Origin of the sequence: Paenibacillus sp. ISL-20, from assembly GCF_018613005.1 — a bacterium.
In the GTDB taxonomy this organism is placed as follows: Bacteria; Bacillota; Bacilli; order Paenibacillales; family Paenibacillaceae; genus Paenibacillus_AQ.
In genome coordinates this window covers 81,573-101,519 of sequence record NZ_JAGGRD010000001.1, presented here as the reverse complement: position 1 = coordinate 101,519, position 19,947 = coordinate 81,573, and the positions used below count along the sequence as shown (strand labels likewise).

Annotated in this window: 16 protein-coding genes; 3 read left to right on the top strand and 13 right to left on the bottom strand. The window is 46.2% G+C overall.

The annotated features are described in order from the left end of the window. Positions 1 to 45 precede the first annotated feature (45 nt). From J7E85_RS00450 to J7E85_RS00425, 6 genes are all read right to left on the bottom strand, one after another. On the bottom strand, positions 46 to 1,650 hold the full coding sequence (locus J7E85_RS00450) for an S-layer homology domain-containing protein (protein WP_215153916.1): 1,605 nt from the start codon (positions 1,648 to 1,650) through the stop codon (positions 46 to 48). 100 nt (positions 1,651 to 1,750) lie between these two features. Beyond that, complete coding sequence (gene pulA, locus J7E85_RS00445) at positions 1,751 to 3,703, bottom strand: type I pullulanase (RefSeq protein WP_215153914.1); 1,953 nt, start codon at positions 3,701 to 3,703, stop codon at positions 1,751 to 1,753. 12 nt (positions 3,704 to 3,715) lie between these two features. Further along, the gene (locus J7E85_RS00440; RefSeq protein ID WP_215153912.1) at positions 3,716 to 5,020 is read right to left on the bottom strand and encodes a DUF4129 domain-containing protein; all 1,305 of its coding nucleotides are present in this window, start codon (positions 5,018 to 5,020) and stop codon (positions 3,716 to 3,718) included. Beyond that, complete coding sequence (locus J7E85_RS00435; protein WP_215153910.1) at positions 5,017 to 6,123, bottom strand: DUF58 domain-containing protein; 1,107 nt, start codon at positions 6,121 to 6,123, stop codon at positions 5,017 to 5,019. Before J7E85_RS00435 ends, J7E85_RS00440 begins: the two co-directional genes overlap by 4 nt. A gap of 13 nt (positions 6,124 to 6,136) precedes the next feature. Beyond that, positions 6,137 to 7,117: an AAA family ATPase gene (locus J7E85_RS00430; protein WP_215153908.1), complete on the bottom strand. Its 981-nt coding sequence runs from the start codon at positions 7,115 to 7,117 to the stop codon at positions 6,137 to 6,139. A gap of 218 nt (positions 7,118 to 7,335) precedes the next feature. Beyond that, a complete protein-coding gene (locus J7E85_RS00425) occupies positions 7,336 to 7,722 on the bottom strand; it encodes an antibiotic biosynthesis monooxygenase family protein (RefSeq protein ID WP_215153907.1) in 387 nt (128 codons plus the stop codon). 149 nt (positions 7,723 to 7,871) lie between these two features. Here J7E85_RS00425 and J7E85_RS00420 point away from each other — a divergent pair, with 149 nt between their 5' ends. Beyond that, positions 7,872 to 8,171: a hypothetical protein gene (locus J7E85_RS00420; protein ID WP_215153906.1), complete on the top strand. Its 300-nt coding sequence runs from the start codon at positions 7,872 to 7,874 to the stop codon at positions 8,169 to 8,171. Positions 8,172 to 8,318: 147 nt separating this feature from the next. Here the strand turns inward: J7E85_RS00420 and J7E85_RS00415 are convergent, their stop codons facing one another. Next, positions 8,319 to 9,251 carry an NAD(P)/FAD-dependent oxidoreductase gene (locus J7E85_RS00415; protein WP_215153905.1) on the bottom strand — a complete coding sequence of 311 codons (933 nt, stop codon included), beginning with the start codon at positions 9,249 to 9,251 and terminating at the stop codon, positions 8,319 to 8,321. Between the two features lie 168 nt (positions 9,252 to 9,419). After that, on the bottom strand, positions 9,420 to 10,649 hold the full coding sequence (locus J7E85_RS00410; protein ID WP_215153904.1) for a chromate transporter: 1,230 nt from the start codon (positions 10,647 to 10,649) through the stop codon (positions 9,420 to 9,422). A gap of 667 nt (positions 10,650 to 11,316) precedes the next feature. Here J7E85_RS00410 and J7E85_RS00405 point away from each other — a divergent pair. After that, on the top strand, positions 11,317 to 12,054 hold the full coding sequence (locus J7E85_RS00405) for a YheC/YheD family protein (RefSeq protein ID WP_215153903.1): 738 nt from the start codon (positions 11,317 to 11,319) through the stop codon (positions 12,052 to 12,054). Beyond that, positions 12,051 to 12,221: a hypothetical protein gene (locus J7E85_RS00400; protein ID WP_215153902.1), complete on the top strand. Its 171-nt coding sequence runs from the start codon at positions 12,051 to 12,053 to the stop codon at positions 12,219 to 12,221. The genes J7E85_RS00405 and J7E85_RS00400 overlap by 4 nt, the downstream gene beginning before the upstream one ends. On the opposite strand, the gene J7E85_RS00395 is transcribed toward J7E85_RS00400, so the two are convergent. The 5 genes from J7E85_RS00395 to J7E85_RS00375 form a co-directional block, all read right to left on the bottom strand. After that, positions 12,212 to 13,447, bottom strand: a complete 1,236-nt coding sequence (locus tag J7E85_RS00395) for a CynX/NimT family MFS transporter (protein WP_215153899.1) — start codon at positions 13,445 to 13,447, stop codon at positions 12,212 to 12,214. The genes J7E85_RS00400 and J7E85_RS00395 overlap by 10 nt on opposite strands. A gap of 167 nt (positions 13,448 to 13,614) precedes the next feature. Continuing rightward, complete coding sequence (locus tag J7E85_RS00390; protein WP_215153896.1) at positions 13,615 to 14,982, bottom strand: helix-turn-helix domain-containing protein; 1,368 nt, start codon at positions 14,980 to 14,982, stop codon at positions 13,615 to 13,617. A 41-nt stretch (positions 14,983 to 15,023) separates the two neighbouring features. Beyond that, positions 15,024 to 16,403, bottom strand: a complete 1,380-nt coding sequence (locus J7E85_RS00385; protein WP_215153895.1) for a helix-turn-helix domain-containing protein — start codon at positions 16,401 to 16,403, stop codon at positions 15,024 to 15,026. A 497-nt stretch (positions 16,404 to 16,900) separates the two neighbouring features. Next, positions 16,901 to 18,289, bottom strand: coding sequence for a helix-turn-helix transcriptional regulator (locus J7E85_RS00380; protein WP_215153894.1), 1,389 nt, complete (start codon positions 18,287 to 18,289; stop codon positions 16,901 to 16,903). 291 nt (positions 18,290 to 18,580) lie between these two features. Continuing rightward, positions 18,581 to 19,870, bottom strand: a complete 1,290-nt coding sequence (locus J7E85_RS00375; protein WP_251035348.1) for a VanZ family protein — start codon at positions 19,868 to 19,870, stop codon at positions 18,581 to 18,583. Positions 19,871 to 19,947 lie beyond the last annotated feature (77 nt).

The following is a 19,947-nucleotide window of genomic DNA, read 5'->3' as shown; positions in this document are numbered from 1 at the left end:
ACCTCACTCATCGAGGTTGGTCTTCAAATCAATATATCTGATGTTTTAGATCCGGAACGAATAATAAGCATAACGTTCTGCATTATGAATGGCCTGCCATACGTCCGTCGTCTCAGCCCCCGGATACCAGTAGGCATAACCGGCAATATGGTATTTGGCCGCCATGAGATGTTTCATGGATAAAGAGCGGGACTCCTCGGTCCATATGCGATGCGGAATGCCACCGCTGCTATAAGCAACTTCATACTGCGCCACGCTGGCATTCCATGTTAATGAAGCCTTGTTCAGGCGAATGCGATGTCCTTGCTCGGCCAAACTAATGTCCTCCGAGGATACCGACGAAGCGGTCTTCCAATCCCTCGTGTACAGCGGATACGCGATGATGCTCTTCTTAGCCGGAACTTGAGTCAGCAGCTTGCGCAGCGCGGATTCACTCCAAGGGACCGAGGAAACCGAGCCTGCTATTGGCGAACCACCCCAGTGCTGGTCATAACTCATGAGCACCATATAGTCCACCTGAGTGCCAAGCGCTGCGTAATCGAATGCAGCCGTCCAATCCGTATTCAGATCAGGTGAAACATCGATGGATAATTTAGCTCCTAGCCGCCTCATCTCTATGGATAATTGCGTAATAAAGGCCGTCAGATTCTGACGATCCTGTGGCATGACGTTCTCAAAATCAATATTGATCCCATCCAATCGATACCGGGAGACATTCGCTGTAATACTGTCAACGACAGACTTCCGGGACTGTGCGCTGCTTAAAACTTGATGAGTTCCTTCCGCATTCCCGCGGTTCCCCACCATTGCCCACACCTGCCGGCTGTTGTTATGAACCCAATTCAACAGCTCCTTGTCGGTATGGTCCGTCAGCTTGCCGTTAGCTTCCATGTAGTACCAGCGCGGTACCAGAACATTCAATCCGGCCCGTTTGGCATAGGAGATGTATTGATTCGTTGTACCGTTATATAACCAGCCCATATGAATATTTGCAGGCGTCTGGAGGTTCATCTGGGACAGCACATTTCCCGACTGCAGGATCCGATCCAGCAGCATAGCCGTTTCCTCACGGGTGATCGCGTCCTGCGGCCGAAACTGTCCCTTACTCCCTTGCAGCCAGCCTGTATCAGTCGCTTTGCCAACGGCATTCCAAGCCCATTCCGCGATGGAAGCAGAATCCATGTATTGGCCGGCTGTATTTCCGTTCATATATCCATTTTCTTTCATGGCACGAATCACCATCAAAGCGGCCTCTTGCCTTATTATGGATGCATTGGGGTAGAACCGGTAACCGTTCCCCTCAACAATGGACAAATTAAGTCCCGCGTGAACCCAGCCATAATACCATGCTGATTGGGAAACATCCCGAAACGCGGGCAAGTCATTCTGAACGGGCTCCATCTTGAGCATTCTGGCAATCATGGCCATGAATTCGGCCCGGGTCACCGGATTTCGCGGCAAAAAAGCTCCTGTGCCATCCCCGCTTACGATACCTTTCTTGGCCAGACGCTGGATCGCGTCTTTGGCAAAGCTTGCCGAGATATCGTGAAAATCGGTCGGGCTAGGAGCTTGAGCCGCTGCTGCCTGAAAAAGTCCAAAAAACGATGTAAATGACAGCAGCAAACAAAGTGACAGGAAATATTTCTTCAAAGGGACGCCTCGATTCTATCATCTGATACCATCAGCATATCAGATGATCATAGAATCAGGCATTATTCATTTCTTGGTAATATTCGCTTCCGGTATCGCATTAACAGGATAAAATGACCGCACCGATCCCTTCTACGACAAGGGAATCCCGGGTTAGACGCCTAATATGCTCTTCGCCTAGCAGAATCCTCCATTCGCCCAGCTCAGGTAAAGCCAGAGAGGACTCTTTCCGTGCTGCATAATAGAGCACATAAATATGTTTCTCTGGATCACCGCCTGCATGATCACGAAGCGTGAAAGCAACAGTATGCTCGGGACATGGTTCAAACTGAAGATGTTTACGGATCGACGCGGCATCCTTCAATCTGAATGCCGGATGTTTCTTGCGGAGCTGAACGAGCCGTTGAATGTATTTCACTCCATCCTGGTGCTCCGATGCCATACCCCAATCCAGCCGATTTACTTCATCACTAGCATTATAGCTGTTCTCCACTCCATTCTTGGAGCGATAATACTCTTGACCAGCATGCAGAAAAGGGATGCCTTGACTGGTCAGAATCATCGCCGATGACAGCCGGTGCATATCGCGACGTATGGCATCATTTTCCCCTTCCGTGGACAGCATTATTTTGTCCCATAAGGTATGGTTATCATGACACTCCACGTAATTTACGCACTGATCCGGCTCGGAAGCAAACGCCTTGATATCTTTGGAATACGGAATGCCGCCCACGATGCCTTGCTTCACCTTGTCTTCATATCCATCTCCGCCGCTCACAAAGCCTCTATAATCAAACTGGAAGATGTCCCCTTTGATCGCATCGCGGAATCCGTCGTTAAAATGAGCGATGCGCGGCATCACGGGTGCCTGCTGCTGATTCGCTCGCTTCTTCTCATCCAGCTCGGTATTCATGACCCAACCTTCACCGATCGTGATGATACTCGGATCAATTTGGTCCAGGCGCGCCCGGATTTCATTCATCGTCTCCACATCCAGCAAACCCATCAGATCAAAGCGAAAACCGTCAATCCGGTACTCCTTCACCCAATGCAGGACGGATTCCACAATGAATTTCCGCATCATCGGACGCTCGGATGCCGTATCGTTACCACACCCGGATCCGTTGGAGAATTTGCCGTCCTTCGTATAGCGCAGATAATATCCGGGGACCAGCTTCGTGAAATTGATCAGATACCCGTCATATACATGGTTATACACCACATCCATGATGACCCGAAGACCATGATCGTGGAATGTCTGAATCAACTGCTTCAGTTCACGAATCCGAACCTCAGGCACATACGGATCCGTAGCATACGAGCCTTCAGGAGCATTGTAGTTCTTCGGGTCGTATCCCCAATTGTACTGCGGCTCATGAAGCCTGGTTTCATCCACACTTTCCGTTGCAAAATCATAGATCGGGAGCAGCTCCACATGCGTGGCTCCAAGCTCGACAATATGATCAAGCCCTGTACGAATCCCTCCGGGACCACGGGTACCTGTCTCCGCTAGACCTTTAAACTTGCCTTTATGCTCCACTCCGCTGCCTTGATGAATGGTGTAATCACGAACATGCAGTTCATAGATCACGGCGTCTAGAGGACTATGGAATGAAGGTTTATCTTCTGTCCAGTATTCTGGATCAGTCGAGGCCATGTCCAAGATGTAAGCACGATCCCCATTGACGCCTACAGCGGCAGCGTAGGGGTCAACAGCTTCGTTCCATTGATCCCCGATAAGGACCTGGTAGGTGTAGAACATCCCTCGAAGATTTTCTCCTACTTTCAGCAGCCAAGTTCCCTTCACATCACGAGTCATCGCGATTCGCCGGGCTTCTACTGCCTGCCAATCCGGATAGAGCAGGACGTAGGCCTCACTCGCTGTCGGTGCCCATAGGCGAAACGCGGACTCTTGCGGTTGGTAGGTTAAACCCAGATCCGTTCCATCGTAATAAAAAAGCTTGTCAAATTCCTTATCAAAGACGGAGATTCCCCCGGTGACCGCGGGATCTCCGTAGTGAATAACAGCATTGCTTTCTTTTTGTACCGACAAGATGTCCACTCCTCATGTATGCTTCCTATCCAATTGTAACCGTTCAACTTCTTCTTCCGTAATGGTACGGGTACCGTATCGGGCTTCCTCGTAAAGCTCGATCAAGGATTGTGGAATACGATCCTTCCTTCCGTCCCATTCCTTAAGATCGCTTTCGGTTTCCCGCGGTGTTAGCGATGCTTTCCAATGATAGCCTTCCCTGATACTCCGGGAAAGTATCATCCGATACATTTGGCGAATTTTCTCATTCAGATGCTCTGATCCTTCTCCCGCCCGAAACTTTCCGCCGATACGCATACCGGACAACAGCCGTTTTAGTCGTTTGGATGCCGGGTCATGTTCAATATTCTCCACTTCATCCTCATAACCTAGTGAGGGCTGAACGTTCTGTCTGTTCATCATCCTGTTCATCCATGCAGAGAATCTTCGGTACATGTTAGGCAGTACTTTGCCAAACCTGAACAGAACATACAAAATCCCAATCCCGATAGCGGTGAACACGCCATAGATCAGCACTTGCTCCAGTACTTTCATCCAGGGGCTAGGCGGCTTGGTTTCTTCATCGAGGAATGGCATTTCGGGCGGAGGCTCCGACATCGAAGGCGGCTCCGGGGCCTGCTCCGCTCCGGAGCCGAACCATCCGGAGATCCATGCAGCGATCCCCCGCGCCATATCAGAGACCCATTGCTGCAGCTGCGGAAGAAAAGCGACCACCGCGACCAGAAGCAGCAATACGATGATAAACCAGCGATTGTAGCGCAGAACACGCCGTTCCAATACGGGCTGATCATTGCCTGGCAGTGTTTCATCCAACACCAACTGCCGATTGACAATCAACAGGGTTAATCCTAACGCCGCTGCCCCCATCCAGGTCAGAGATGATATTCCATCACGGAACGAATCCATGAAACTTAATATAAAACTGCTGACCCCGTACAAAATCAAGCCTATTAAGAAATACGTCCCCGGAAACATCAAATTCCAGCTTACCTGCTCCATTCGACTTCCGCGATAACTGGCAATAAACATCAGAGGGATGAAATAAGCAAGGGTCAAATCAACGCCTATGAATGCGATGGATACCGTAATGGAAACCAGGCAAGCCCATAAGGTTGCCTTAAATTGACGATCCAGCTTGAACCATCGCGCACCTGTATAGCCAAGCAAGTACCCGCCAAATACTAGGGCAGGCCATACCCAGCGGTACGATTCAGGCAGCAGATAGAACGCCGGAATAAAGAGTGCCGGAAAATAGAGCACGCATTCCACGAATCCCTGCAAGATAGCCTTTATAAATCCAGTGCCTCGAGAGGTCATGCAGACACCTCCTTTGCAGGAGACGGCACATCATCGAGAGGAAATACCTGAATCGTGTGCCCATGGTCCCGAAATCGCTGAAACATCTCTTCCAGCCTAGGGCTGACGTAAGTGCTCAGAATAAGGATATCCCTTGCCTCTTCATGCCGGGACAGTTCATGGACCAAATAATCATGAAAAGAAGCCTTTCGCGTCAGCTCCAGTCTCGCCAGCATTTCGAATATCAGCTGCTGCTGCGTCATGCCGCCTGCAACCGGGACGAATGCTTCATCGGTTGAATCCTCGCCAAGCGTTCCGTTCGTCCCCATTCCGATCTCCATGCCCTGCGACAATAAGTGAGCTGTAATGCCAGCCGCCAGGCGGATGCCATACTCGATCGGCTCCGGCCGCGTCGCTTTGCTCCACATCTGCTCATGATCCTCTATATTTAGATAGATCAAGAGTCGGCTGTCCGCTGTGGTATCCCGCCTGTGGACCTGCAGCGTGCCCGTCCGTGCGGTCGCTTTCCATTGAATATCCTTCAGCGGATCGCCGTCGCGATATTCCCGTACGCCCGATATCAGGAAAGGATCCTCCAAGATCCATCTTCGGACCAGCATTTCGCCCATCCAAGTCTGGACCGGGAGGGCCATGTCCGACACATCCATCGGCATCGGGTACACGATAATTCCCCCGGACAACGTCTTACTCTCCACAATCGACTCCATTCCGACCAGATCACCCGTCGTCATCGATACCGTACCCAGCTTGTACAGACCTCTGCGCTTAGCGATAATCCGATGTCTGCGAAGGATTTTGGTCCATGGCAGAAGACTGAAGAAGCTCTTGTGGTTCTGATTGAATTGCCCCTCACTGATATCCAGGTTCAATTGGTTATCAAAAGCCAGGCCCGAACGAAATTGGGATTCTACCCTTAACCAGGGTACAGGCAATGCTTTGCGGTTCTCAATGATTTCGATCAATTCCACGGAATCTCCCTCATAGCAGGTAGACACCTTGAAGGAACGGCTGTAGTTCAGCCTTTTCAATGCCATCCGTTTGAAAAGCTTGCCCTGCACGACGACGACCACAGCGGCGATGAACAATATCCAGTAGGCTCCCATAGCTATTCGCCCCCTACGACGATATGCCTTCTTCAGTCGGTACGGAAACCTGCTTCAGCAACCGTTCGATCACTTCTTCCGCTGCTGCAGCACCGCCGCGGCTGTGGAGCGTCCCGCGAAGCTTCAACCGATGCGCCCATGTCGGGACAGCCAGATCCTTCACATCATCAGGGGTAACAAACTCCCTGCCCTTCAGGATTGCTTGTACCTGCACAGCCTTCAATAAGGCTTGGCAGCCCCTTGGGCTTACCCCGGAGGCAACCGCTTCATCCCGTCTCGATTGCTCGGAAAGCGCAACGATATAGGATAACATCTCGTCACTGACATGTACTTTGCTGACGATATGTCTGGCTTGTACGATCCGCTCAGACGTTGCAACTGCCATTAATGACTCCAAGGGTTGATCATCTTTAAATCGCTTCAGAATATTCACGCTTTCCTCCGAAGTAGGATATCCCATATTCAGTTTGAACAGAAAGCGGTCCAGCTGTGCCTCCGGCAGCGGAAATGTTCCTTGCTGTTCTAGCGGATTCTGCGTCGCGATGACCAGAAACGGTTCTTCCAACTGATGGGTTACCCCGTCAATGCTGATCTGGCGTTCCTCCATGCACTCCAATAGACTGGACTGCGTACGGGGTGTCGCCCGGTTAATTTCATCGGCTAGAAGGATATTCGTGAACAAAGGACCCGGACGGAATTCAAACGTCGTGGATTGTTGATTATAGAAGTAAATGCCGCTCAGATCCGACGGCAGCAAATCCGGCGTAAACTGCACCCTCTTAAACGTGCAATCAATCGATTTCGAGATGGATTTAGCCAGCAATGTCTTACCTGTACCCGGCACATCTTCCAGCAGAACATGACCTGAAGTAACCATGGCAATAAACAGTCTGTCAATCAGCTGCTTTTTACCTACCATAACTTTGGAAACGTTTGCTCGAATGTCTTCGGCAAGACGGCGAACGCCATGATAATCGATAGTAATTGTAACCACTCCTTATGTAGTTTAACTTTACAACAAAGTTCGTCATGACATCCCATAATTCCTGTTATTCGGGACAAAATAAGACCGATTGCCTCAAATATGGCTTCTCTTTCCGTTACCAGGAGGATATTTACGGATCTCCCGCACTTCCGACGCCAAGAAGCTGTCCAAGGACAGCTTCCGAGAATGCACCCTTATTGCGACACGCCCGATATTTGAAGATCTGATTATTCTGTCGTCCGTTCTTCCTGGGAAACCGAATCCGTCCCGCTGTCAGCGAACAATAGTTTAGTCAGCTCCGCCTCAGCCTGCTCGCGACTATCGATCCGGATATCGATATAATGCCTAACCTCAGGCGGCTGGGCATAAAACGGCTTCAGAGACGCAGTCCATAGCTTATAATCCGGATGTCCGCGGAAGCCGATCAGGCGATCCTTAATACCGCTCCAACGGACGAGGAATATATATTCATCCCGGTTCTCTACGCACTTGTGAAGCTCATGGCTTACATATCCCTTTTTCGTTAACAGAACGCCGGAAACTTCCCGAAAGACACTTTCAAACTCGCTTGCCAGCCCCGGTTTGATATAAAGTATCGCTGATTCCAGTATCATATCGTATCCCCCTCTTCGATATCCATCCGATCAACGGTAAGAAGTAACGCTTGTATTTGGCAGCGCCATGCTAGGAAAACAAGTAGGTGCAGTCAAGTATATGCTGATATAATGAGAAGCATGATTACACTTATAAGGATGAGACAAACATGGCATTCGGCATCTCGAGACAGGAATTGCAGCAATGGAAGCAGAAGGTCGCACAAGGAGACATCGCTTTTTTGACCCATTATTGGTATGACAAGCGGTTTCCGGAGTTCCATACCGTAACCAAAGTAGGCTGCTCGAACACCCAGCGCCTTGAGGACTGGTGTGTATCCAACGGACTTAATCCGGAATATATCCATTATCGCCTGCCTTACCCACACTTTGATCTGATCGGTCCCAAGCAAACCGAATTACTGCAAAAGTATAGGCTCGAAGATCATATCGCCCGATTCGGTCTGTAAACGCCTATCGGCGTACTTTTTAACAAAACCCGCCTTGATCCACGGCCATTCTTGCTCATGCCGTGCCTGATCAGGCGGGTTTTTTAGAATGTTTATCGACGGAATCGTATCGTGGTTTTCTAATTATTCGGGTCTATTTCTATAACATCAAGTAACAGCCCCGCTAGTCATCTTCTTTAGTGTCTTGTTGATCCAGATCGCAGCCGTCGCGCCTTCCCCCATCGCCACGGTGGTTAATTCAGAATGGACGCCCAGGTCACCGGCGGCCCAGAGCAACTCGACACTCGTCATTTTGGACCTTGGATCGGTCTTGACATGACGGTTGTGCTCCAGCTCTGCACCCAGCTGCTCAGCCAATTCGGAATAGATCATATTCCCGCCAAAAGAAATGAAGCCCCGCTCCGCGGGAACGATGCTCCCATCCTCCAGCACGACGGCCGATAGGATGCCACCCTCCTCACGAATTTCCGACACCTTTTTCTCTATATACGGAATCCCGAGCTCCGCCAATTGGGACATATGCTCGGAAGAAGCTGGCTCCCCCTCATGATTGATGTAGAGAATATCCTTGGTCCGCTCCGATAGCAGTACGGCCATACTGGCACCAGGATCCCCCGATCCCATCACGACGGTCCTTCGATCTTGAATTTCATAACCATCGCAATCAGGGCATACAAAGACGGATGTGCCCAGCGTGGGCATCAGGCCTGGCAGCTTGGGAAAACGGTCCATCACGCCTGTTGCGAGCAGCAGGGTTTTGGCCCTGTACTGAACTCCATCTTTACCGGTTAACACAAAATACTCCGCTTCATCTCGCCCCGCTTTCCGAATATCATCGGCAGCAAACGTTACGCCAACAGATTCCGCCTGCTGGCGTCCCCGCCGTCTGAGCTCTTCACCAGCGACCCCATCCGGCCATCCGAGGATATTGCGGTAGCTCTTGCATATGGCGGACCGCCCCGTTCCACGGTCTATCACCAGGACATCGTAGGCAGAATACCGCCCCAACTGTATAGCCGCCTGCAGACCTGCAATTCCGCCGCCAATGATAATACAATCTTTCACTTCGGTATCCAACATGTAGGTTTATCCACTCATTTCTATATCGAATTAAGAGCAGGAACTCATTGCATCAAGATCTACTTCAAGAAGAGAGGTACACCCTAAATATTTAACCAATCCGCCGTGATTTACTCCTGAAAAATCAAATAGACCCCGGCACAAAGCCCCGAGGTCCAAAGCAATGAATCACAGAAACAGCTGTCCGGCTAATGCACCGGTAATCACAACCAGCCACGGAGGACTCTTCCAGAACATCAGCATTCCGAACAGACCCGCTCCGATCACAAATTCAAGCGGACTATGAATGGAGGATGTCCATATCGGATGATACAAAGCGGCCAGCAGAATCCCGACCACTGCCGCATTCATGCCTGTCAGCATGCCTTGCAGTTTAGGGTTTCTACGGATGCTGTTCCAGAACGGCATTGCCCCTACGATGAGCAGAAATCCAGGCAAAAAGATAGCGAGTGTAGCAACGACACCTCCAGGAATCCCCTGGATCAAGACCCCGAGGTACGCGGCAAAAGTAAACAACGGACCGGGTACAGCCTGTGTTGCTCCGTAACCCGTCAGGAAATCCTCTTTGGACATCCATCCGTTCAACACCGTCTCACTCTCCAACAACGGGAGAACGACGTGGCCTCCGCCGAATACAAGCGACCCAGCTCGGTAGAAGCTATCCACAATGGCTACCCAACCATTATCGGTCAGCCCTTTCAGGAGCGGCAGACCCACTAATAACACAACAAACATGCCCAAGCAAAAGAGTCCGGCTTTCCGTCCAATCGGCATCTTGATCTCGGGTGCAGTTTCTTCGTTCACTTGACGCCTAAACAACCACAGTCCCGAAATGCCGGCCAGAGCGATGACCGTCACTTGAGAAATGGGACTCTGCCACAGCAGAACAACTGCCATGGCTATTAAGGCTATGGCCGCCCGTACGGGACCCGAGGCCAGTTTTCCTGCCATACCCAGAACCGCTTGCGCCACGATGGCCACTGCGACAATTTTCAGCCCTTGAATCCAGCCTGCCGAGCCGGGATCGAAAGTTTGCATTAAATAGGCGAAGATCATGAGCATGAGCACGGATGGTAACGTGAAGCCGAGCCAGGCGACGATACCGCCCCATAATCCCGCTCGCATCATCCCAACACCAATACCTACTTGGCTGCTAGCCGGTCCGGGAAGAAATTGGGCGAGGGCCACCAGATCCGCATAGCTTTTTTCGTCAAGCCATTGTTTGCGCCGCACATAAGTCTGGTGGAAGTATCCAAGATGTGCGATCGGTCCGCCAAATGAAGTGAGTCCCAACTGTAGAGCGGTCCACCAGGTTTCGCCGAGGGCACGCCACCTGCCAGAGGGCTGCCTATTGCCGACTTGAGCTTGTACTTGTTCTTTCTCTGTCTCCGGATTCAAAATCCATCGCTCCCCATATGCTTGATTAATGAAATGAAACGGTTAATTCGTGCATCCCAAGGTATAAAGAACATCATCAAATTTCAGATTATAACAAATACTCATTATCAATCTACCCATTTATGTAAACGCTATGTAAAATCTATAGAGGATCTTGAATGCTACGATCTGAAGAATGTCTCGTTCGAAATTAACGAATGAGCCAAAGTTCGGTCATCAACCGAGCTTTGGCTCATTTTTGTTCGAAGCTTCGTTACAATCCAAAAAAAGCATCCTTTTTGATATTTTGTTTCGTAATGTTTGGGTTTTGCAGAAAAGTGGATATATACTCGACCATGGACTCCGGACCCGCAACAAAGTATTTGCCGTGGTCCTTATGTTGAGTGATAAACTTAATCATCTCCTGCTCTAGCTGAGGTGGAAAGATCGAGCTTTACACCCGGCACTGCTGCCAATGAAATGGATTCGGCTTGGAGGGTGTCTCAAAAGATCTTAGATCTTGCGAGATGCCTTCTTGCTGTTTGATCCATTATTGAGAGCACCGTGTTGTGGCCTCTGATATCACTCATTCTGATTTTTGTTAGTTATTGGAGACCAGTCTATACAGCAGGGATGGTTGATGAATATGCTCTTTATACCTGGGATTCAACAAGAGGGGTGGATTTCAATGACAATTGGAAAAATGAAGGATCATTGGGGAATGTTACAGAATCATATCTTGCGTCCACATTTGCCTGAAACTCGATGGATGACAGGTTCAAGGATCTTACGGATGCTGAAAACATATTCATCCGTCTTCATAAAACCCAATCTCGGAAGTGGCGGCAACGGAATCATCCGTGTCAATGAATTGAGTAGGGGATATGAAGTTCGCTGCGGCCCAAGTCTGAAGATTGTTGGAGTTCACTCTGTCTTAAAAGCAATTGATTCATATCGGAATTCAAAGCGTCGGTATTTGGTGCAGAAAGGCCTGCGAATGGCGGAGTACCATGGGGAAATCTTTGATATCCGTGTATACCTGCAGAAGCCAGAGGACAAATGGATCATTTCGGGTATGGTCGCCCGTGTAGCTGCTCCTCATAAATTTGTGACCAACTATCATCAAGGAGGGCATGCAGAACCATTGCAAGAGGTTCTCTTAAAGCTCTTTCAGAATAACCAAACCAAAGTGGACGCCTGTTCTCGTAAAATAAAACAACTATCCATTACCATTGCCGAGACGGTTAATAAATGGAAATCGACTCGTGAATTTGGGGTTGATCTTGCCATAGACAAGAATGGCTACATTTGGATCCTTGAAGCTAATCCATATCCCGGCCATAGGTTGTTTACTCAACTCTCCGATAACACAATGTACAGAACCATTATAGAAAACAAACGGCGCATGGCAAAAAAAATACCATGATTGCAGAAGCTTTTATTACAGATGGGGGACGTTGGAAGGAATCCCCAACCTCCCAGGAATTGAAGAGCTTCCTGAACGACAGCAGTGGTGGATTCCGCGCTTCCGCTTTCAGCAAGCCCTATTTACTCACAGGTATTCATCGTTGTCATGATGACCTCTATCGGTAAGCCTCCGGCTTCGCATCTTTCGGTACGGAGAGATAACCTGGTTTCGCTGCACCAAAACCGAAGATAAACAACACCACAACAACGGCGGACAGCATCGCCAGGGGCACCTTCCACCCTCCTGTCGCATCATGCAGGAACCCGATCAGCATCGGACCGACGGCAGCCAATAAATAACCCAGTGACTGAGCCATTCCAGATAACGCGGCAGCTTCTTGAGCCGTTTTGGTACGCAGGGTGAAGAACATCAGGGATAAACTGAAATTGGCCCCGCCTGAAATACCTACCAGCATCACCCATAGCAGATTCAATGAAGACATGCCGGAAAATAAGCCTGCATATCCGGTCAGCATGGATAATGCAGAGATCGTCACCAGCAAACGCTGATTGGGATTCCGGCCAGCCAGAACAGGAATAATGAAAGAAAACGGCAAGCTGACAAATTGGAGAATCGAGAGCATCCATCCCGCCTCACTATAATCCATGCCTTGGCTTCTCAGAATCTCGGGCAGCCATGAGACGTTCACGTAGAACGTAAACGATTGAAGTCCCATAAATAAAGTAATGTACCAAGCAAGCGGTGACCTCAGCACACTCTGTTGTTTGGTAGAAGTCGAACTGACCTCAGCTGTTTTTCCGGAACTGCGACGCTGGATGATCCACACGATCAGAGCTAAGACGGACAATGAACCCCAAATGAGCAGGGACCCTTGCCAACCAAGCCCTGCTTGGGTAGCCAGCGGAATGCTAATCCCGGATGCGATCGCGGCGAGCAGGTTCATCGAGGCAGAGTACGTGCCCGTCATCAATCCGATATGCCGCGGGAAATCCCGCTTGACCAGACTTGGAAGCAGCACGTTCCCTACGGCTATGGCCATTCCAAGAAATGCGGTACCTATTAACAGTGTATACGGTGATGATATCGAGCGTATGCCGATTCCGAATGTCAGCACCACCATACTCAGCAAAAGGGTATTCTCCAGTCCCCATTTTTTGGCCATGGCCGGTGCCATCGGCGATAATAGAGCAAAAGCCAACAGCGGCAGCGTCGTCAGCATGCCCGCCAATGTACTCGAAATTCCTATATCCTCTCGAATGATCCCGATCAGCGGACCCACCGAAGTAATCGCCGCTCTCAAGTTAATAGCAATAAGGATGATACCTGCAAAAATCATCCATGTGCGCCCTGCGGAATTTGTGTTTTGATCTATTAATGTTCTTGATGTCATGACATGGACTCCTTACTTTCATGCGATATGTAAAAATAAACTTATCCGAGTTTATCACAAACCCGGGCATTAGGCCATAGCCTCGGGAGGCTATCATGGCAGCTTTTAGGGCTATTGTGTCGCCTATTCAGCGTTGTACATTAGCCTGTAGACGCACAGATAGAGCCCTACACAAGCGGGCTCCAAGCATACACGGATAATTTTTGGACATCACGAATGAATTCATTATACCGTTTCTGTATTTCCTCGGATGCGTACTGACGGAACTGCTCGAAGATTCCCATGCACCGCAGCATCCCGTTATCACTTTTGATTCTGATCGAGTACTCGAGGCTGTCCAAGATGTAGGATAACCCCCAATCATACTGTTTAGCATTCAAATAGTATATCCCTAGTTCGGCGAGGAGGCGGGTGTATTGGTTTAATGTGACGTGCACATTAATGTTGCTGATTTGGTTTTTCTGAGGTTTGTAGGTGAGATATATTTTAAAACGTTCAAGTATATAATCCACATTGAGCCGATGTCGATTTGCTGCGAGCACAATATGACACAGTGCCACAAAAATTTCATCTTCTCTTGATTCGATGTATTTCACATAATCAAGCAAAACGTTATAGTCTCCCGCCAGTATGGAATGCAAGTATCGGTTGGCTTCAGCCCATTCACTAAACTGCTTTATGACTCTACATTCATCTTCGGTAGGGTCAATAATCCAATCAGGACTTTCGTAAAAGCCCGTATAGGACAAAGCTTGTTCATAATCTCCACGTTCACTATAACTATTTTCTCGAGCTAAGTATGAATACAAGATATAAAAAACTAATGGATGATTACCTGAGTACTCAATTTTTTGATTCTGATATCTAGTCATGGCTTTAGATCCCATTTTTACAGCTAAATAATCCACTTTATCCCACTGACCCAATGAACCGCTGACATTTATTAACTCTACATATGCTGCAAGTTGATACTCTTCATCCAACCGTTCAATGTACGGCTCAAATAACACAACGGCCTGCCAATTAGATTCTTGATTCTCACTTAATCTTTGTAAAAAAAGACGGTAGTGACAAAGGGCGAGCCTTTCAGAGTGTTGGAACTTTTCACATTCAGCAATACATTCATACAAAGCTGCCGCTGCGTTGTATTTTTTTTCGTTATAAAATGATTCTGCTAATTCAAATAACATCGGTGCGTAAGTAATGTTTTCCATTGCCATTTGGGCAGCTAATTGTAAATAATCCAGTTTATCTAACTCTGCACATCGTTCAAGAAAAGTGCCTAGCCGCCTCCAGTCAGGGGTAGCATGAAATATACATTCAAAAATATATTTATCGTAAAAGTGACCTTCCTTAAATCCAATACAGGAGGTGATCTTATCCAGTTGACTCATGGACATTGGGCGGTTTCCATTAAGTATGCCGCTTAAAGATCCACTGTTTATATTTGATATTTTCGCAAACTGATTTATTGTCAAACCATGTTCTTGCAAATATCTAGCTATTTCACCGCGAATCGTGGCTGTCGTCTCCAAGTAACAACCCCCCAGAAAAATCTATTAAATAGCATTTCCCTTTACACTTGAGGGCTCCAAGCGTATACAGATAATTTTTGAACATCGTTAATCAAATCATTGTACCGTTTCTGTATTTCTTTGGAAGAATACTGACGAAACTGCTCAAAGATCCCCATGCACCGCAGCATCCCTCTGTCGCTTTTGATTCTTATTGAATACTCCAAACTATCCACAATAAAAGTTAGACCACGATTAAATTTTTTGGTGTTCAAATAGTATATACCTAGCTCAGTAAGGAGGCGAGCGTATTGGTTCATCGTCACTTGCTCACTTATCTTGCCAAGTTGGTTTCTTTGTGGTTTATAAGTCTGATACTCCTGAAATTGCTCCAGAATATGATCTATGTTGAAGCGATGTCGATTTGCTGCTACAACAATATTACACAAGGCAGTAAAAATCTCATCTGGTCTGGATTCAACATAGTTTACATATTCAGAAAGAACGTCAGAGTGTCCAGTCATTAGCCTGTATAAGTATCGATTCGCTCTTGCCCATTCTTTAAACTGATTGATAATTATTTTTTCCTGATCGGAAGGTGCCTTTATCCAATCCGGGTTTTCATACATAGACAAATAACTTAATGCTTCCTCAAAGTTCCCCGCCTCACTAAGGACACTCGCTTGAACTAGAAATGAATATAGTATGTAAAAAATTACATGCTTTTCCTGTCCATCACTCATAATCGAGGTTTCACAGTTACTCTTATATTGAAGTCTTGCTTTATGACCCATTTTTTTTGCCAAAACTTTCACTGTGTCCCACCGCTGAAAAGAAATATTCACATTAATAAGCTTTCTGTAAGCGTCTAATTGATATTCATCCTCTAATCTATCAATATAATGCTCAAAAGATACTGCCAGCTTTAGATTAGCTTCCATATTGTCACTTAACTCCATTACAAAGAGCCGATATTGGCATAATGCAAGCCTTTCTGAATGCTGGAACTTTTCACTTTCAGCCACGCATTCATACAATAATGCCGCCGCTTTATACTTTTCCCTGTTGAAGAATTCCTCCGCCATTTCAAAAAGCATCGGCGCGTAATTGATGTTCTCCATCGTCATTCGTGCAGCTCTATGCAAACAGTCCAATTTATCCAGCTCTGCACATCGCTCAAGAAAAGGTCCAAGCCTTCGCCAATCCGGAGTCGTATGAAAAATGCTTTCCGTTATGTAAAGTTCATAGAATTGCCCCTCTTCCAGCCCCATACCTTCAGTAATCCGGTCTAGCTGGTGCATAGACATGGGACGATTACCATTTATGATATTACTAAGTGTTCCGCTATTGACACCCGATATCTTTGCAAATTGGTTAATCGTCATACAATGATTCTGCAAATATTTAACTATCTCTCCGCGAATCGTGGCTGTCGTCTCCAAGTAACAACACCCCCAGATGGAAAAACAAATATTAGTACTATAAATATTTAATTACATGCTATTATTTTACATTCGGAAGGTCAATAATTTAATTAATCAAATAAAGATGGCTCCATTATGTCTGGAACCATCTTTTGACTAAATCTATTAATAATATGTATTAGCTCGTTCCCGCACCATGAGAGTAAGAATTCATAGGTGTTCCTGACCCATGACTATGAACTGATGCCTCGGGGGTAGTATTAGGATCAGCATTTATAATTACTGATGAAACTTCGAACAGCAAAACAAGACTACAAATTGTAAATAGATACGCAAGTTTCTTTTTCATATTATTTTTTGCACCTCTCTAACTAATATTTTCTTGATAGTTGTTCTTCATTGATGGAACATGGTGATATTCCCATATTCCCCCTTACTGTATCATAAATTGAGTCTACTTGACATTACCAAAAAAAGAAAACTTTCCATGAACAAAGTATCATAGCGATACAATATCATCGGTAACCAATAGATGTTCCTATTTTTTTATTATTTAATATCTGTACATCTTTCACTAAATATTTATACTTTAGTTGAAGATCGTTTGTGGAATAAGGACGAAATTGTTCGAAAACCCCCATACATCTAAGCATCCCCTTATCACTATTTATCTTAATCGAGTTTTCTAAACTATCTAAAATAAACTCAAGTCCACTCTCATAGCGATTAGTGTTCAGATAATAAATACCAAGTTCAGCGAGTAATCTTGTATATCGATCTGCTGTAACCTGCTGAATTATCTTTCCAATATGATTTCGTTGTTCCTTATGAACAATATATTTTTTAAACTTATCCAGAATATAGTCCACATCTAACTGATATCGATTAGCTGCAATCATGATGCTACAAAGCCCTAAAAATATCTCATCTTCTCTATCAGTAATAAAATCTACATAATCAACTAGTAAATCATCATCTCCTGCCATTAACTTGTATAGATATTTGTTTGCCTCAGCCCACTCTTTAAACTGCTCAATGACTCTGATTTCCTCATAATCAGGATCATCAATCCAGGTAGGATCTTCATATAAGGTTACAAATTCTAATGCCTTTTCATAATCACCACACTCATAACAAACAGTTGCTCGAATTAAATGCGAATATAGAATATAAAATATAAGTGGTTTATTTCGTCCTTCTTGCTTTTTGAAAATTTTACCAATATGTTGGTATTGAATTGTCGCTTTAGTACCCATTTTTAAAGCTATTGCATCAACCTTATCCCAACGATGCAAAGATAGATTTAAATTTACTAATTCTTTAAGCGCATCCAACTGGTACATCTCATCCAACCGATCCACGTATGGCTCAAAATAAACGGCTGCCTGCAAATTTGCATCCTGATCATCCGTTAGTTCTAAAACAAACAACCGGTACTGACACAGAGCCAACCTTTCCGAATGCTGAAATCGTTCACTCTCAGCCACGCTTTTGTAGAGCAGAACTGCCGCTTCATGCTTTCCCTCTTTGAAAAAAAACTCTGCCGTTTCAAAGAGTAAGGGTGAATAAGAGATATTATCCATCGTCATCCGGACAGCCTTGTCCAGACAATTCAGCTTCCCCAGCTCCGCGCATCGGTGAAGAAACGGACCCAGCCGACGCCAATCCGGCGTAGCATGAAATATGCATTCATCGATATACAGCTCGTAAAAGTAACCCTCTTCCAGACCCATACCTAACGTAATCCGGTCCAATTGCTGCATGGAAATCGGGCGGTTGCCATTCAGGATGTTGCTGAGTGTGCCGCTATTGACCCCCGATATCTCAGCAAACCGATTAATCGTCATTTCGTTCTTATGTAGAAACTCTTCCATTTGTTCGCGAATCGTGGCTGTCATTTCCAAGCTAACACCACCCTTTAGGATCAGAACCCAAATATTAGTATATTTCTCTATACATTAATCATATTGATTAATATTCCAGCGGTCAATACTTATTTACGTCATTTTTTTACAAAAAATAACCAATACAATTTAAAAATGCCAAATTCAACACTTTTCTTTATGATTTATATATCGTCAGTTTGATCACCACGATGAGAAAAAGCGCTCCGAAATTTTCGGAAGCGCTTTGTTGGACAACAATAAGGGCCCTGACTTCAACCAAGTCAGGGCCCTTACTTACTATATCCTCTCCTAGCTCCTTCTTGCCTGAATTAATGTGAACCAATTCGAATCCCCATTAAATACACCGTATACTGTGTATACAGGCTGATAGAAGTTTTTCGTGTCATATATGAACGATAGCTCAATTCCTGTTATATCCAGTTGGTCACCCTTTTTAATAACGAGTTGATCATCCGTTAATATTGCATTTCTTTTGATTTGTGGAAATTCACCATTTTTGATACGATCATACACCTCTGCAGGAGACAGTATATCCACTTCCTTCATAAATTGATTCTCTTGGAGCCCATTATTTATCGAATAGATACTGCCATCTTGTTTAAGACCGAGTAACAGTTCGCCAGTCCAATAACTCTCGTGTAGACCCGCTTTATCCGGGAGGGACCATTGAAATTCCCCGTTCTCCAATGCTGTAAAATCAGCGTCTTGAGGGAGTAGGCCAAGATCGGCCATTATGGTTTTGGCCTTCTGTGATAGCAGTTCTTGGTCATTGAATGAAGTTCGCTCCGGTGTATCATTGTTCTCGGTTAACGACCAGTTTCCCTCTTCGGATTGATAGAATGTATATGGTGTTCCTGATTTATCTTCCAATAGAACCTCTCGATCGCCATCCCAATCCTTAACCTTCAATTCAGATAATCCTAACTTCTGCTGCAGCAGGGCTTCTACTCCATCCGGCTGAGTGATTTTCTTGTAGACGGGGGCGACTGCAGGTGCCGAGCTTAACTGAAGGGATGTTGTTACATGAACATCTTTCATATTCCATTTGGTAAACGAGTTTATGGCCAGGTTTCCGAACTCCTGCTGGAAGTAGACGATATTCATGCCGACAAATAACAAACCCATCAATAAAGGGATCGCCAGGTTTCCCAGCAGGCTTTTCATTCTTACTCTTTTGTTATAAACAATGGAAGCAGACAGTCTGTATAACTGGTATCCAAAAATACCACCAAGCGTGTTGTTTATGATATCAGCAAGCTCAAACAGTCCTGCGCCTGAAAGCGTCTGATAGGTTTCAATAAAGAGCGTAGAACTTACAACGACAAGAAGAAGCCACTTGAATGCTTTAAATTTTCGGCTGATGAAAGGCAGCAATATTCCCATCGGGATAAACATGATGATATTAAATATACCGTTCTGAAGATCACGTAAGGAATATTTGTTCCATGCTTCAACATAATCGCTGAATGGATGGAGATTCATCTGCAAGAAATGAGAATTGCCGCGGCCCAACATAGTTAGCTCAAGTACAAATACAACATATCCGATGAACAAGGCGCCAAGAAAAAGCTTGTTCATTTGAATCCGTGGCTTTCCCTCTGATTGTTGTTTTCTATAATAAAGATAATAATATAACATGATTAGAACGAATTCGA

Excerpts from the sequence above, each read along its gene's own strand:
- J7E85_RS00395 (WP_215153899.1), bottom strand. The coding sequence starts at position 13,447 with ATGACATCAAGAACATTAATAGATCAAAACACAAATTCCGCAGGGCGC.
- J7E85_RS00415 (WP_215153905.1), bottom strand. The coding sequence starts at position 9,251 with ATGTTGGATACCGAAGTGAAAGATTGTATTATCATTGGCGGCGGAATT.
- J7E85_RS00375 (WP_251035348.1), bottom strand. The coding sequence starts at position 19,870 with ATGAACAAGCTTTTTCTTGGCGCCTTGTTCATCGGATATGTTGTATTT.
- J7E85_RS00425 (WP_215153907.1), bottom strand. The coding sequence starts at position 7,722 with ATGATACTGGAATCAGCGATACTTTATATCAAACCGGGGCTGGCAAGC.
- J7E85_RS00420 (WP_215153906.1), top strand. The coding sequence starts at position 7,872 with ATGGCATTCGGCATCTCGAGACAGGAATTGCAGCAATGGAAGCAGAAG.
- J7E85_RS00405 (WP_215153903.1), top strand. The coding sequence starts at position 11,317 with ATGACAATTGGAAAAATGAAGGATCATTGGGGAATGTTACAGAATCAT.
- J7E85_RS00440 (WP_215153912.1), bottom strand. The coding sequence starts at position 5,020 with ATGACCTCTCGAGGCACTGGATTTATAAAGGCTATCTTGCAGGGATTC.
- J7E85_RS00400 (WP_215153902.1), top strand. The coding sequence starts at position 12,051 with ATGATTGCAGAAGCTTTTATTACAGATGGGGGACGTTGGAAGGAATCC.
- J7E85_RS00435 (WP_215153910.1), bottom strand. The coding sequence starts at position 6,123 with ATGGGAGCCTACTGGATATTGTTCATCGCCGCTGTGGTCGTCGTCGTG.